Genomic DNA, 15,190 nt, shown 5'->3' on the forward strand with positions numbered 1-15,190 from the left:
TTTGGTTAGAAAATTCAGTGTATAAATTAAATAATACCGCGTGCATTATACTCATGCAGTTATAAAATACTAACCACGAGTCAAAACAACATGCTTTTTTATTACAGATAAATAAGCTACGTAATTATATCAAACATCAATGCCCTAAGGGTGACTAAAAGCAAGCTATTTGAAATTAAGATCATTGACGCATTCTGACACCGGTGTCATAATGATGACACAATAGTTTTGTATAAAATAGTGGTAAACCCTTGATGTTTGCCTACAACTAAAAACGTTTTATTCTAATATAGATATTTTTAGTAAACAAAATAACAGTCAACCTGCTTTCACCAAGCACACAGGAGAAATTGATGCTAAGACGCACAAAAATAGTCGCTACCCTTGGGCCTGCTACCGATAGAGATAACAACCTAGAAAAAATAATTATCGCTGGAGCCAATGTAGTACGTTTAAACTTCTCACATGGTGTTGCCCAAGATCATAAAGACCGTGCACAAGCAGTACGTGATATCGCCAAAAAATTAGGTAAGCACATTGCAATTCTTGCAGACCTTCAAGGCCCTAAAATCCGTGTCTCTACTTTTAAAGAAGGTAAAGTAAACCTTGCAGTGGGTGCAAAATTTACTCTTGATGCAAAAATGGAAAAAGGCGAAGGCGATGTAAACGCTGTGGGTATTGATTATAAAGAATTACCACAAGATGTAACGCCAGGTGATTTACTACTGTTAAATGATGGTTTAATCCAACTTACTGTTGAAGAAGTTGATGGTCATTTAGTGCACTGTAGCGTAACTGTCGGCGGCGTATTATCTAACAATAAAGGCATTAACCGTTTAGGTGGTGGCTTAACTGCACCTGCATTTACTGAAAAAGATAAAGAAGATTTAATAACTGCGGCTGAAATTGACGTAGATTATATTGCAGTATCATTCCCTCGTAGTGGTGACGATATGCGCTATGTACGCTCACTTGCTGAAGCTGCAGGCTCAAAAGCACAACTACTTGCAAAAATTGAACGTGCAGAAGCAGTTGAAACTCAAGAAGCTGTTGATGATATCGTTTTAGCGTCTGACGCTGTAATGGTTGCTCGTGGTGATTTAGGTGTTGAAATTGGTGATGCTGCTCTTATGGGTAAGCAAAAACTCATTATTCGTCGTGCTCGTTCATTAAACCGTACTGTTGTAACCGCAACACAAATGATGGAATCAATGATCGATAACCCTATGCCAACACGTGCAGAAGTTATGGATGTTGCAAATGCGGTACTTGATGGTACTGATGCGGTTATGCTTTCAGCTGAAACAGCTGCAGGCGATTACCCTGAAGAAACAGTAGCTACAATGGCACGTGTTTGTTTAGGTGCTGAATCTCAAAAAGAAACGCACGTATCTAAGCACCGTTTAGACAGCCGTTTTTCTAATAACGCAGAGTCAATTGCCCTTTCAGCTATGTATGCAGCTAACCACTTAGACTCTGTGAAAGCGATTGTTACGCTTACTGAGTCAGGTAGCACAGCTAAATTAATGTCGCGCATAAGCTCTGGTTTACCAATCTACTCGCTTTCACGTCACGCAAGTACACTTGGTCAAACAGCACTTTACCGTGGTGTTTACCCTGTGCTTTTTGATTCAACAAAAACTGAAAAAGACGGCATGGTTAAAGCTGCACTTGATACGCTTGTAGCTCAAGGGTCATTACAGTCTGGCGATACAGTTATTATAACTCACGGTGATTCTATGGAAACTGTGGGCGCTACTAACACAATGAAAATTGTAACCGTAGCGTAATTTCTGCTTTGTATAAAAAATGCGAGCTAAGCTCGCATTTTTTATGTCTTTAAAATATCACACTAGCTCGCGAGTGCTGCTTTTACCTTGTCACGGTAGCTTCGGCTCACTTTAAGCTCTTGCCCGTTTTCAAGTACTAATAAATACTCACCACTTACTTGCGTAACCAGTTTACTTATTTGTTTTGTATTAACGATTGCACTGCGGTGTACGCGAACAAATAAATGAGGATCGAGCTCTTGCTCAAGTTCCTTCATTGTTTTTCGTAGTATGTGTGTTTGCCCGTCTTGGCAATGTAAACACATATAGTCACCGGCAGCATCTACCCACTGAATAGTGGCCACTGGCACACGTATTATTTCACCTTGCTCTTTTACAGCCAATGATTCTGGGTAACGTCTATCTGTTAGCGTATCGCCTGTGGCTAATTTTTTTAATATTTCTTCGCAATTATTACCAGTAATTCCGGCTACAAAACTCGCTAGTTTTTTCTTATGGACGTTGTCTTGCTGCGTTTTTAAATAGGTATGCACTTTTTCTACCGCCTGTTTTAGTCTGTTATCATCAACGGGTTTTAAAATGTAATCTAGCGCATGAATTTCGAACGCTTTAACAGCAAACTGATCAAAGGCAGTTACAAATACAATCGCAGGTAATGCTTTTGTACTTTCGCTTAGCGCTCTTGCTACTTCAAAACCATTCATGCCTGGCATTTGAATATCTAAAAATACTAAATCTATTTGTTCACTTTGACACATTTCAATTGCATCTGCGCCTGAGCTGCACAATTTTATCACTTCAATATCAGCAAAATCTTCAAGTCTTACTGCTAAACCTTTTCTTGCTAAGGGTTCGTCATCAACGATAAGTGTTTTTATTTTAGTCATTTCTTCACAGCCTTTTCAAACGGTACTCGCAGATTAACTTTTAATCCACTTGGCGTATTATGTGATAATACAAACGAATAATTATTTTCATACAACGTTTTTAATCTATCTTTGGTGTTAGCAACCCCTACCCCTTGGGCATTTACTAATTGGCCATCAAGTATTTCAGTGCCAGGGCCATTATCGCCAACTTCTAATAATAATTCGTTTGCAAATACTTGTGCTTTTATATCTATCACACCACCTTGCGCTAAATGGGCAATAGCGTATTTAATTGCGTTTTCAATTATTGGTTGCAAAATTAAGCTTGGCACTAATGCCTCTTTAGCTTGCTCGCTTATATCTACATTTACTTTTAATCGTTCGTCAAAACGTACCCGCTCTATTTCAAGGTAGAGCATTAATGCATGTAACTCTTGCTCAAGTGGTACTTTTTTAATTGGATCAGTATTTAGTGTATAGCGTAAGAAGTCACTTAGTCTTGCTACCATTAAGTTAGCATCTTTGTTTTCTTTCACCAAAATTAATGTAGAAATAGCGTTTAGTGTATTGAATAGAAAATGAGGGTTAAGCTGATACCTAAGCATTTTTAATTGCGCTTCATGTGCCATAGTCGTGGCTTTTAGCGCTTTTTGTCGTTCACTTTGTAATAGCTGGTAATATTTAACGCCAAAGTACAGACCACTCCAACATAGAATAATATAAACAGAATCTAAGCCTTGTTGTAGGTAATAAAACCACTCTTCGGGCCTATAACCATGGCGGTATATTTCCCATAAATTAAACTTTTGAACAACCGCCCATAAAGTGCCCGTTATATACGAAGCACCAAATACAACAATCATTAACACCCAAGGCGAGGCGTTCCAAATTTTACGATAAATGTACCTAAGTGGCACTGTCATTAAACAGCCTGCATACGCATTAAGTAAAATAACAAATACGTATATGTCGCGCATTTCAAATACTTTAGAGCCAATGTAATTTACTAACGCATAACCAATCCAACCTGCAATTTGCAAAAGCCAAAAAAAGCGTTGTCTGTTATCGACTAAGGATTGCCAGTTCAAAATTTACATTTACTCCGTATAGTTAAGTACTAACTTTATATTAGGTGCGTTTATTTTTATTTATTGCTTATTGTTTAAAGTCAGCTTTCATTATTATATAGATTTATCCGTATGCTTAGCAGTACCACCTATCTTGCTTTATGCGAGTCTTACCGCAAACTTTTATCATCGCACTAAAAAAGCGAAAGGTTTTGGCCTTTCGCTTTTTGAATTAAGGGCGCTTAGTACAGGTTAAGCAAGTTTATCTGATGCAACTTTGTATGTTGGATCTTCAATCACATTAACTTCAACTAAATCACGCGCTTTATGTAATAACTGTGTACAGTCTTTACTTAAGTGGCGTAAATGAAGTTGTTTGCCTGCTTTAGTGTATTTATCTGCAAGGCTGTCTATTGCTTCTATTGCACTATGATCAGAAACACGACTGTGTTTAAACTCGACTATCACGTCTTTAGGGTCGTTTTTAACATCAAATAGCTCCGCAAAGTTTTTGACTGAGCCGAAAAATAACGGCCCGTGAAGCTCATATACTTTAGCGCCCTGTTCATCGATATAGTTTGTAGTATAGATGTGTTTTGCATGCTGCCAAGCAAACACTAATGCAGATACAATTACACCTACACACACTGCAATTGCTAAGTCAGTTACAACTGTTACACCTGATACAAGCACAATAACAAATGCGTCAGATAGCGGTACACGCTTCATCATCTTAAAGCTTGCCCACTCAAATGTACCTAACACAACCATAAACATAACACCCACCAAGGCAGCAAGTGGGATCATTTCAATTAAGCTCGAGGCAAAAATAATAAAGGCTAGTAACATTAATGCGGCGCTAATACCTGATAAACGCGAGCGACCACCAGAATTAATATTGATCATTGATTGACCAATCATTGCACAGCCACCCATCGCACCAAAAAAACCACACGTTACATTTGCAGCACCTTGGCCTATACATTCTTTGTTAGAATGACCGCGAGTTTCAGTAATTTCATCTATTAAGCTCAGTGTTAATAATGATTCGATTAGGCCAATAGCTGCTAAAATAAGCGCATATGGAAAAATAATATAGAGGGTATCTAGAGTAAACGGTACCATAGGGATGTGAAATTCAGGTAGGCCACCGGCAATGGTTGCGGCTTCATTTCCAGTCATACCTTTTAAGAAATCAAGTACGGTGTGTGCTTCTAAATCAAAACCAATTACTAAGCCTGTTACGGTTACAATAGCTACCAATGAAGAAGGCACAGCAGTAGTTAATTTTGGTAAAAAATGAATTATAGCCATAGTCAATGCAACTAAGCCAAGCATGATATAAAGCGGATTGCCTGTCATCCATTGCTGTCCACCGGCACCATCAGGCACTTTAAATTGTCCTAACTGCGCTAAAAATATCACTATAGCTAAACCGTTTACAAAACCGAGCATTACCGGATGAGGAACCATACGAATAAATTTACCGAGCTTGAAGACCCCCGCGAGAATTTGCAGTATTCCCATGAGTAATACGGTTGCAAACAGGTACTCAACACCATGATCAAGTACTAAACTTACCATTACAACAGCAAGTGCACCGGTAGCACCTGAAATCATCCCAGGACGGCCACCAAATATTGCCGTAATTAAACCAACGATAAACGCGGCATATAGACCAACTAAAGGTTCTACATTTGCAACAAAGGCAAACGCAACAGCTTCTGGTACCAAGGCAAGTGCCACGGTTAAACCAGATAGAATATCGTTTTTAGCAGAGCTTGGGGCTCTACTGAGTAAGTTAAACATCGAGTTCCTCAGGTGTTATAGGTATCAAAAAAAGCGCTAAATTCTATCAAATTAGCGCTCAGTTAACAATTGTCATTATGTGGTTAAGCTAAGATTTAGCCTAACAAGAAGTGCTTTTTATAAAGGAAGAGAAGTACTGCGTTTTACACACGTCATTGTTACGTTTGAATGAACTTCTTGTACGTATTCTAAGCTTAATAGGTTATCGCGTACAAAATGCTCGTAGCCTTCAATGCCTTGAGAAATTATGCGTAACATAAAGTCCATAGTGCCGGCCATTGTGTAGCATTCAGTTACTTCATCGTAACTCATAATTAGTTTTTCAAACTCAGCAAGGTTCTTTTTACCATGATTAGATAAGCGAACATGTGCATAAACAAGCATATCAAAGCCAAGCTTTTTCTCATCTAAAAGAGCAACTTTACTTTTTATATAACCATCTTGCTCAAGCTTAGCAATTCGGCGCCAGCATGGAGACTGAGACAAACCTACTTTATCGGCAATTTCTGCAGTTGATAAACTAGCATCTTGTTGTAAAAGTGCCAATATTTGGCGATCTACGTGATTTAGAGACATTTTATTTCTTATTTATCAAATAAACTGGTTAAATTATACAGCTATTTTAAAAAACAGTCTGCATATTTTTAATTTTTTATAACCATTTTAAGCATTAGGTGACGCTATTTAGCCAAATTTACCGCTTACAAAAGGGTTTGTTTGTTTTTCAAAACCCACAGTGGTGTCGCTTCCATGTCCTGATAAAATTTTTGTGTTATCTGGTAAGGTAAGAATGTGTGCTTTTATCGACTCTATAAGTTGCTTACTATCCCCTTTAGGAAAGTCTGTACGCCCTACTGAGCCTTTAAATATGACATCTCCGACAACCACAGTTTCGTGTTGTGGTTGGTAAAAAACAATATGCCCTGGCGTGTGTCCTGGGCAATGTTTAACAACAAAGCTAAGCTTACCTACACTTACAACATCGTCATGATTTAGCCATATGTCAGGGTAAAACGGGGTAATTTGTGCAAAGCCAAACATTTGAGCTTGCATTGGTAAGTTTTCAAACCAGAAGTCTTCATCTTTCTGAGGACCAATTATTTGTACATTAAAGTACTTGCGCAGTGCATCGGCGCCACCAACATGATCTAAGTGCCCATGCGTTAACCAAATAGCTTTTAAATCTAACTGCCTGTCATTGAGTGCTGTAATTATCTTATCAGTATCGCCACCTGGATCTATAACCACTGCTTGATTGGTTTGCGTACATATAACAATTCGACTATTTTGAGCAAATGGGGTAACTGGTATAGTAATAACTTGCATGTTATATCTCTTTACTCTTTTGATCTGGAATAACAACAGGCTCTTCAAATGACATAAGTATTGGGTATTTTAAATATGCTTGGTCGTAAAATGGGCTTTGTTCATATAGCCAATTTAAGCGTGCATCAGCATCCTCAGAAAATGACTTATCCTTTAATTTTTCGTCAAATTTAAGTGCTAACTTTGGATTATCTTTAAGCATTTGGCGAGCAAAGGGTATAAGTGCATAATTTTCCATGTATTCGGTTCGCTGAAAAATAGTATTAAACTCGCCCCACGCAAAAAATGAATCCGGCGCTTCTGGGTGTAATAGATGAACTGCCAACTCACCGGCCTTTTGCTGTGTATTAACTTGATACCATCCATCTAAATCAACATTTATCGCAGGGACATAATCAAAACTTGCCGACACCCTAAAGCGTCCTTCAAATGGTGCTTTATCAAATGCATAGTCAATAACCTTAGCCTTTTTTAAAGGCTGTGTATTAGCCCCTTCTAGCTTATTAACTGATACGCCATGTAACTTTAGCTTTTCAATAATATCGCTATATACTGGTGGAATAAAAAACGCCTTTGGCACTTCTACTGTGCTGATGACTTCTTTTTGCCAATATATTGGTAAATCTGAATAAGTGTGGGCTTTTCCTAAATACTTAACCTCATTTTGCCCTGAGAGCGCGCTCATAGTAGTAGAATACTCAATACCTTTAAATTCACTTATAAAATCTGCTTGCTTTGAATAACCACGTTTAACAATTAGCTGTTTAGGTACAAATTCTTGTTCTTTTTTAACTGCATTCGCTAGTTCATGGCTATGTTTTGATAACGCACTAATTGCACCATCTAAAAATACATAAGTACCTAAAACGCGTTGTTTGTAAGGTTTTAATGAATGGTTTTCGACTAATATTGTTGGTAATGACTTTAAATCTCCCCACCCATTTGAAAAGCGAGGCGTTGCTACCCAGCCCGCGAGGCCTTTTTTGAAATCGCGTTTATCCATAACAAATACAAGCTGCCCTGGGGTATGCCCCTGCCCGGCAAGCTTTTCATCTATTAACGGCTTAAAGTAGTGATTTAAAGTATCTGATACTGCGGGAGACTCACTCGCAAATACAGGGTTATACCCGTACGTCACATCGTACTGGTAATCAGCGCCATCAGTTACGTGAACATCAACATATAAATTTGGGTTATAGGCATTAATAACTTTTAAAACACTTTTGACTTCGGGGGTATCTAGTTTAGTAAAATCACGATTTAAATTAAGGTTATTAGCATTCGTACGAAAACCCATTTTTGCAGGGCCGCGCTGATTTATGCGATTAAACGCACTGCTACGCTCGTGCCCATCGACATTTAAAATAGGAATAAATAATATATTTACCTTTTTTAATATATCGCGGCGTTTTCCTGTTGCAATATCACGTAGCAACATAAACATAGCATCTTTACCATCTATCTCACCGGCATGAATACCAGCTTGAATAAAAATAGTCGGTTTAGTGCTATTGGCCATTTGCCCAGCGTCAAAAAAGCCTTGCTCGCTTGCAACCAACATCTTTATTGCACGCTTACTATTGCTGTAACCTATAGTTTGAGATTTGAATTGAGTGGGGTTTGCTGCCACTAGCCTATCTACAAATGCCATCGTGTCTTCGTAGTTTGGTGATATTTCACCTGCGGATAGTTCAAAGTCTGTTGTTAACGGACCTTCTTTTTGTAGTAACTCACTACTTTGACCTTGCCACTGTATGAGTGGTGGTAAATGTGCGTCATACGCCACACTTGCAGACAACACTAAAAGACTTGCAATCATATTATTCTCAACCTAACGCCTCAATAGCAAAATTATATCAATTAAACTTTTTTATATTATAAAACTGCGGTGATTCAACAAAAATACACAGCCAGTAACCGTAATTTATTGAACCTATCGCTCTGAATTCATTAAAACAAGTTTGCATGCTGATTTTATATAATAAAAAATATATTTCACTACTCAAAATAACAGACCGTAAATCTAAAGATGATTAACTAATTTATTGAAATATATTACTTTAATTGGCTATTTTTAATGAGGGCAAGTTTACTGACGTGTCAATAAAACACCTCATGTCATGAATTTAAGCTAATCAAAGCTAAAAAATTCAGGCACAAAAAAAGGAGCCAAAGGCTCCTTTTTAATACTTATATGAAAAAACTTAAGCTGCCGCTAGGCCTTCTTTTGCTTTTTCTACAAGCGCTGCAAATGCAACTTGGTCGTAAACAGCGATATCTGCAAGGATCTTACGATCGATTTCTACAGACGTCTTTTTAAGACCATTGATAAAACGGCTGTAAGACAGACCATTTTGACGTGAAGCTGCATTGATACGTGCAATCCATAATTGACGGAAAGTACGTTTCTTCGCACGGCGGTCACGGTAAGCGTATTGACCCGCTTTAGTAACAGCCTGGAAAGCTACGCGGTAAACACGTGAACGTGCTCCGTAGTAACCTTTCGCTTGTTTTAAAACTTTTTTGTGACGTGCACGTGCGACAACGCCGCGTTTAACTCTTGCCATTTCTAAAAACCCCTATTAAGCGAATGGTAACATACGTGAAACTAGACCATGGTCATTCTTATGAACCATCATCTTAGGACGTAGGTGTAACTTACGCTTAGAAGTTTTCTTAGTCAGAATATGACGAAGATGCGCTTGTTTACGCTTGAAACCGCCAGAAGCAGTCTTTTTGAAACGCTTAGCAGCGCCACTGTGACTTTTTAGCTTATAAGCCATTGCAATAACTCCAAATGTATTGCTTTAAAATTAGTAAGCAGGCGTGAGATATATTTCTATAGCTCCACTTTTAGGCCTAACTTACTGCCATATTCCGGTGAAAACCCAGCATAAATGCCGCAATTTTACTTTAAAACCGGTTAGCACAGGTGAATATTTGCATATTACTTGAGTACCTGAACTAAATTCGGTGCGTATTATCGCTTAAAAATTATTTTTTAGCAACAGGCGCCATCATCATAACCATTTGGCGGCCTTCAACACGATTTGGGAAAGACTCAACTACTGCTAACTCTTCTAAATCGGTTTTGATACGGTTTAATAATTCTATACCAATTTCTTGGTGAGCCATTTCGCGACCACGGAAGCGGATCGTAATTTTAGCTTTATCGCCAGCTTCTAAGAACTTACGTAAGTTGCGCAGCTTAACCTGATAGTCACCTTCATCCGTGCCAGGACGGAATTTGATTTCTTTAATCTGGATTTGCTTTTGCTTCTTCTTCTGCTCTTTTAGTTCTTTGCTTTTTTCAAAGATGAACTTACCGTAGTCCATAACCTTACAAACAGGCGGCTCAGCATTTGGGCTAATCTCTACCAGATCAACACCCGCTGCATCAGCCATAGCTTGTGCGTCTTTTAATGACTGAATTCCAGCTTGTTCGCCGTCGATGTCGATTAAACGAACTTCTTGAGCTGTAATTTCTTCGTTAATACGATTTTTTTGAGCTGTTTGTTGCCCTTTCTTGCCGCCTCTAATAGTACGTTCCTCCAAGAATATCAATAATATAAGTGTGTAGTTTGGCTGTTTGTATATGCCCTACACACTCGATTTTTTTACTGTCGATTTTTAATTTCTTCGCTGATCTTAGCTACAAAATCATCAACATTAAATTTGCCTAGGTCTTCACCTGTGCGAGTACGTACTGCTACTTCTTGTTGCTCAACTTCTTTATCGCCAACAACCAGTAAGTAAGGAATACGCTTAAGTGTATGTTCTCGGATTTTAAAGCCAATCTTCTCATTTCTCAAGTCAGCAGCGGCTCTAATTCCAAGTTTATTTAATTTTTGTACAATTTCATGCACGTAATCTGCTTGTTTATCGGTAATATTCATAATTACCACTTGCTTTGGTGCAAGCCACGTTGGGAATAAACCAGCATACTCTTCAGTTAAAATACCAATAAAGCGCTCAATTGAGCCTAATATAGCACGGTGTATCATAACAGGAGTGCGTCGTTCGTTGTTTTCAGCTACATAAGTAGCCCCTAAACGACCCGGTAATGCAAAATCTAGTTGCACTGTACCACACTGCCACGCTCTGTCTAAACAATCGTACAAAGTAAATTCAATCTTAGGGCCATAAAACGCCCCTTCACCCGGAAGGTAATCAAATTCAATGTCGTTTGCTTTAAGAGCATCAGCTAATGCAAGCTCAGCTTTATCCCACACGTCATCGTCGCCAATGCGTTGTTCTGGGCGAGTTGAAAGCTTAACTACAATCTTTTCAAAACCGAACGTCTCATATGTATCATAAACCATCTTAATACACGCTGACACTTCGTCCATTACTTGTTCTTCAGTACAGAAAACGTGAGCGTCATCTTGTGTAAAGCCACGTACACGCATTAAGCCATGTAGTGCACCAGATGGTTCATTTCGGTGACAACAGCCAAACTCAGCCATACGTAGTGGTAAATCACGGTACGATTTTAAACCTTGGTTAAATATTTGAACGTGACCAGGGCAGTTCATTGGTTTAATTGCATATTCACGCTTTTCAGACTCAGTGGTAAACATGGCGTCTGAATATTTTTCCCAGTGACCTGATTTTTCCCATAATGAACGGTCCATCATCATTGGACCTTTTACTTCTTCGTAGCTGTATTCACGTAACTTTTCACGTACAAACTCTTCAAGCTCACGGTAGATGCTCCAACCATCGTTGTGCCAAAATACCATGCCTGGCGCTTCTTCTTGCCAGTGCCATAAATCAAGCGCTTTACCAATACGGCGGTGATCACGTTTTTCAGCTTCTTCTAAACGCTTTAAGTACGCTTTAAGTTGCTTTTTATCGCCCCACGCTGTGCCATATATGCGTTGTAGCATCTTGTTTTCAGAATCACCACGCCAGTAGGCGCCTGCCACTTTCATTATTTTGAAGTTTTGGCAGAATTTCATGTTTGGTACGTGAGGTCCACGACACATGTCTACATATTCTTCGTGATGATATAATCCTGGACGGTCATCTTTTGCAATGTTCTCGTCCAAAATTTCAATTTTGTATATTTCGCCACGCGCTTCAAATGTATCGCGAGCTTCTTGCCAGCTTACTGTTTTTTTCACTACGTCGTAGTTTGTTTTTGCAAGTTGAAGCATACGCTTTTCAATGGCGTCTAAGTCATCTTGTGACAAAGAATGTTCCATATCGATATCGTAGTAAAAACCGTTATCAATAGTTGGGCCGATAGCCATTTTAGCTTCAGGGAAAAGTTGCTTAACTGCATGTCCAATCAAGTGAGCACATGAGTGGCGAATAATTTCTAGGCCGTCGTCATCTTTAGCGGTAATGATTTCAAGGCGAGAGTCTTCGCTAATTAGGTCACACGCATCAACACGATCGCCATTAACACGACCAGCGATGGTCGCCTTAGCTAGACCAGGGCCAATATCGTTTGCTACATCAAGAGTACTTACAGGTTTTTCGAAACTACGCTGACTGCCGTCAGGGAGAGTAATAACTGGCATTATAAATCCTTACATACAGTGGTGACACCTACAATGTATCACGTGTATTTTCTAATAAAATTAAATGAGAATGACTCGACAACGCTCTTACGAATAAGCATTGACTATTTTTCGCCTTAGTTGGCTATGTAGATGCTGAGTCTGCTCAACTACAAAAAAGATATTGTCGCGTGATAGAGTAACAATTACAAGTTTAAAGCGCCTACATCAGTGTTATTTTACCTTATTAAGCTATTTTTAGTGCTGCGTTACGTAATTTAAATCAATAATGTGACAATTTTAAATATCGCATTAATTAAACAACAGTTAATTGCTTGTCCTCGCAATTTAATAGAGGTTGGGTATAATACGTGGCAATTAAGTTATATTAGAGAACAGCAATGAGAACATGTGGTGTAGAAATTACCGGTAGTGACGTACTACTTTGTATTTTAAGTAAAGATAATGACGTATTTGATATTCGCGATGTGCGCCAAACACGTTTTACCTTAGGTAATGGCAATGACACTGAAGTAATGCGCAAATTTCAATTTGATTTTGCAAAACTAATGCAAGATTACCAAATTGACTCTGTAGCCATTCGCGAACGCCAGCCAAAAGGTAAATTTGCAGGCAGCGCTAAAGGTTTCAAAATGGAAACTGCTATTCAGTTAATTGAAAACTTAGATGTTCGCGTGTTCTCAACAACCGAGATTAAAGAGCAGGTTAAGCGTAACCCTATCCCTATTGCTTTTGAAGAAACCGGCCTTAAAAAATATCAAGAAAATGCATTTGTTAATGCCTACGTATACATAATGAAAAAAACGTACCGTAGCGACGAAATGTAATTTAAGGCTTTAAAAAGCTTAGCAGTAAAAACGTGCCCAAGTGGCGCGTTTTTTTGTATCTACTAAATAACGACTAAGAAGCGCCGCCCTAAGACATTAGTCTAAACACCCTTCTCCTTGTCGACAATATGTGTTTATTTAAACTTTAGTTTATGTACTTCACACACATCGACACGGAGAAAACACATGCACACACAACATAGAGCGGTTAAAGAAGTAGAACTAATAAATACGTTGCCGTTGTCAAAAAGCTACTTTAAAGGCTCACAAAACACACCATTAAAAAATAAAACCATCGGGGCGTACTTTGATCTTATTGTCGACAAAAACCCTAATTCACTCGCGGTAGTAGTAAATCATCAAAACATTCGTTTAACCTATAAGGAGTTTCAAAAAGAAGTAAATCAACTCGCTATGGGGTTATTAGCCATAGGCGTTAAACCAGGAGAACGGGTAGGAATATGGTCACCAAATAATATTCAGTGGTGCTTAACTCAATTTGCTACCGCAAAAATTGGTGCCATTATGGTATGCATCAACCCAGCCTATCGGCCAAACGAGCTTCAATTTGCATTAAATAGCGTTGAGTGCTCAACACTCATTACAGCTTCACAATTTAAAGGCAGCAACTATATAGACATGCTAAATAGTTTAGCGCCAGAACTTAAACATTGTGAAAATGGCAAACTTTCAGCTCAAGCCTTACCCAGTCTTAAAAATGTGATCCGTATTGGTGATGAGGCAAGCGCCGGTATGTTTTCGTTTTCAGATATTATGAAGATGGCCACTCCTGCTCAAGAGCTTGAACTTAATGCTATTGCAGCAAATTTAAATGCCGATCAAGACATAAATATTCAATTTACTTCGGGCACAACAGGTAACCCAAAAGGCGCAACACTTACTCATAAAAACATATTAAACAATGCGCTATTTGTAGCAGAATCTATGCATTTTACAGAGCAAGACAAGTTATGTATTCCCATTCCTTTATATCACTGCTTTGCAATGGTGCTTGGCAGTTTGTTATGTGTTGCCAAAGGAGCTGCAGCTATTTATCCAAGTGATTCGTTTGATGCAAAAACAACGCTTGATGTAATTGAACAAGAAGGCTGTACAGCACTGCACGGTGTTCCCACTATGTTTATTAGTCAACTTGAGCTCAGCACATTTAATGAATATGACTTAAGGTCACTTAGAACGGGGGTTATGGCAGGCTCTACTTGCCCTGAGCAAATCATGCGTAAAGTTCAAACCCAGATGAATATGCATCAGGTTTTAATTGCATATGGGCAAACAGAATGCAGCCCTATAAATAATATAACTGAAACAGACTCATCAATAGAGCGCCAAGTAACCACCGTTGGGCGCGCCCTTGCACATACTGAGGTTAAAATTATTGATGAACTGGGTAATATTCAAAAAATAGGGTTCCCCGGTGAAGTATGCTCTAAAGGCGCAGGCATAATGCGCTGCTATTGGAATGACAAAGAAAAAACAAAAGCCACAATAGATAGTGACGGCTGGCTTCATTCAGGCGATTTAGGTGTTATGGATAGCGAAGGGTTTGTAAGTATCGTTGGGCGAATTAAAGACATGATTATTCGTGGTGGTGAAAACGTCTACCCTCGAGAAATAGAAGAGGTCCTTTATACGTACCCTGGTATACAAGACGCCGCTATATTTGGTATTAGCGATGAAAAATACGGTGAAGAAGTGTGTGCGTGGATTCAACCAAAAGAAGATGCAATACTTGATGAGCAAGCAATTCGTGCGTTTTTAAAAGACAAACTAGCCTACTTTAAAATGCCTAGATATATTCGTTTTGTAGAGAGCTACCCAATGACAGTAACAGGCAAACTACAAAAATTCAAAATGCGTGAGCAAATGCAAGAAGAACTCTCAGACAAAGCCTTCTCTTAAAAACAGTCTCTAAACACCAAAAAGCTCAGCATTTGCTGAGCTTTTTGGTGTTTT

Annotated in this window: 13 protein-coding genes; 3 read left to right on the forward strand and 10 right to left on the reverse strand. The window is 38.7% G+C overall.

Annotated features, from left to right (window positions below):
* Window positions 1-353 precede the first annotated feature (353 nt).
* The gene (gene pyk / locus J8L73_RS07285) at window positions 354-1,790 is read left to right on the forward strand and encodes a pyruvate kinase (protein ID WP_211015767.1); all 1,437 of its coding nucleotides are present in this window, start codon (window positions 354-356) and stop codon (window positions 1,788-1,790) included.
* A 62-nt stretch (window positions 1,791-1,852) separates the two neighbouring features.
* On the opposite strand, the gene J8L73_RS07290 is transcribed toward pyk, so the two are convergent.
* The 10 genes from J8L73_RS07290 to thrS all read right to left on the reverse strand — a co-directional run bounded on the left by J8L73_RS07290 (window position 1,853) and on the right by thrS (window position 12,389).
* Window positions 1,853-2,677 carry a LytTR family DNA-binding domain-containing protein gene (locus tag J8L73_RS07290; protein ID WP_211000159.1) on the reverse strand — a complete coding sequence of 275 codons (825 nt, stop codon included), beginning with the start codon at window positions 2,675-2,677 and terminating at the stop codon, window positions 1,853-1,855.
* Window positions 2,674-3,747 (reverse strand): histidine kinase, encoded by a 1,074-nt coding sequence (locus J8L73_RS07295; RefSeq protein WP_058549093.1) that lies wholly within the window; start codon window positions 3,745-3,747, stop codon window positions 2,674-2,676. The genes J8L73_RS07290 and J8L73_RS07295 overlap by 4 nt, the downstream gene beginning before the upstream one ends.
* Window positions 3,748-3,978: 231 nt before the next feature.
* Window positions 3,979-5,535, reverse strand: coding sequence for a SulP family inorganic anion transporter (locus tag J8L73_RS07300; RefSeq protein WP_211000160.1), 1,557 nt, complete (start codon window positions 5,533-5,535; stop codon window positions 3,979-3,981).
* Between the two features lie 117 nt (window positions 5,536-5,652).
* A complete protein-coding gene (locus tag J8L73_RS07305; RefSeq protein ID WP_002960703.1) occupies window positions 5,653-6,111 on the reverse strand; it encodes an Lrp/AsnC family transcriptional regulator in 459 nt (152 codons plus the stop codon).
* A 108-nt stretch (window positions 6,112-6,219) separates the two neighbouring features.
* The gene (locus J8L73_RS07310) at window positions 6,220-6,861 is read right to left on the reverse strand and encodes an MBL fold metallo-hydrolase (RefSeq protein WP_211015769.1); all 642 of its coding nucleotides are present in this window, start codon (window positions 6,859-6,861) and stop codon (window positions 6,220-6,222) included.
* A 1-nt stretch (window position 6,862) separates the two neighbouring features.
* Window positions 6,863-8,680: a M14 family metallopeptidase gene (locus tag J8L73_RS07315; RefSeq protein ID WP_211015770.1), complete on the reverse strand. Its 1,818-nt coding sequence runs from the start codon at window positions 8,678-8,680 to the stop codon at window positions 6,863-6,865.
* Between the two features lie 385 nt (window positions 8,681-9,065).
* The gene (gene rplT, locus J8L73_RS07320) at window positions 9,066-9,428 is read right to left on the reverse strand and encodes a 50S ribosomal protein L20 (RefSeq protein ID WP_004587841.1); all 363 of its coding nucleotides are present in this window, start codon (window positions 9,426-9,428) and stop codon (window positions 9,066-9,068) included.
* Window positions 9,429-9,443: 15 nt separating this feature from the next.
* Window positions 9,444-9,644, reverse strand: coding sequence for a 50S ribosomal protein L35 (gene rpmI, locus J8L73_RS07325; protein WP_002960713.1), 201 nt, complete (start codon window positions 9,642-9,644; stop codon window positions 9,444-9,446).
* 211 nt (window positions 9,645-9,855) lie between these two features.
* The gene (infC, locus tag J8L73_RS07330; protein ID WP_008466946.1) at window positions 9,856-10,416 is read right to left on the reverse strand and encodes a translation initiation factor IF-3; all 561 of its coding nucleotides are present in this window, start codon (window positions 10,414-10,416) and stop codon (window positions 9,856-9,858) included.
* A 62-nt stretch (window positions 10,417-10,478) separates the two neighbouring features.
* Window positions 10,479-12,389 (reverse strand): threonine--tRNA ligase, encoded by a 1,911-nt coding sequence (thrS, locus tag J8L73_RS07335; protein WP_211015772.1) that lies wholly within the window; start codon window positions 12,387-12,389, stop codon window positions 10,479-10,481.
* A gap of 380 nt (window positions 12,390-12,769) precedes the next feature.
* On the opposite strand from thrS, the gene J8L73_RS07340 reads away from it, so the two are divergent.
* Together J8L73_RS07340 and J8L73_RS07345 are read left to right on the forward strand one after the other, a co-directional pair.
* Window positions 12,770-13,216, forward strand: a complete 447-nt coding sequence (locus J8L73_RS07340; protein ID WP_058403926.1) for a DUF3010 family protein — start codon at window positions 12,770-12,772, stop codon at window positions 13,214-13,216.
* Window positions 13,217-13,402: 186 nt separating this feature from the next.
* Window positions 13,403-15,136, forward strand: coding sequence for an AMP-binding protein (locus tag J8L73_RS07345; protein WP_211015774.1), 1,734 nt, complete (start codon window positions 13,403-13,405; stop codon window positions 15,134-15,136).
* Window positions 15,137-15,190 lie beyond the last annotated feature (54 nt).

Source organism: Pseudoalteromonas sp. MMG006 (assembly GCF_018101025.1).
Taxonomy (GTDB): Bacteria; Pseudomonadota; Gammaproteobacteria; order Enterobacterales; family Alteromonadaceae; genus Pseudoalteromonas.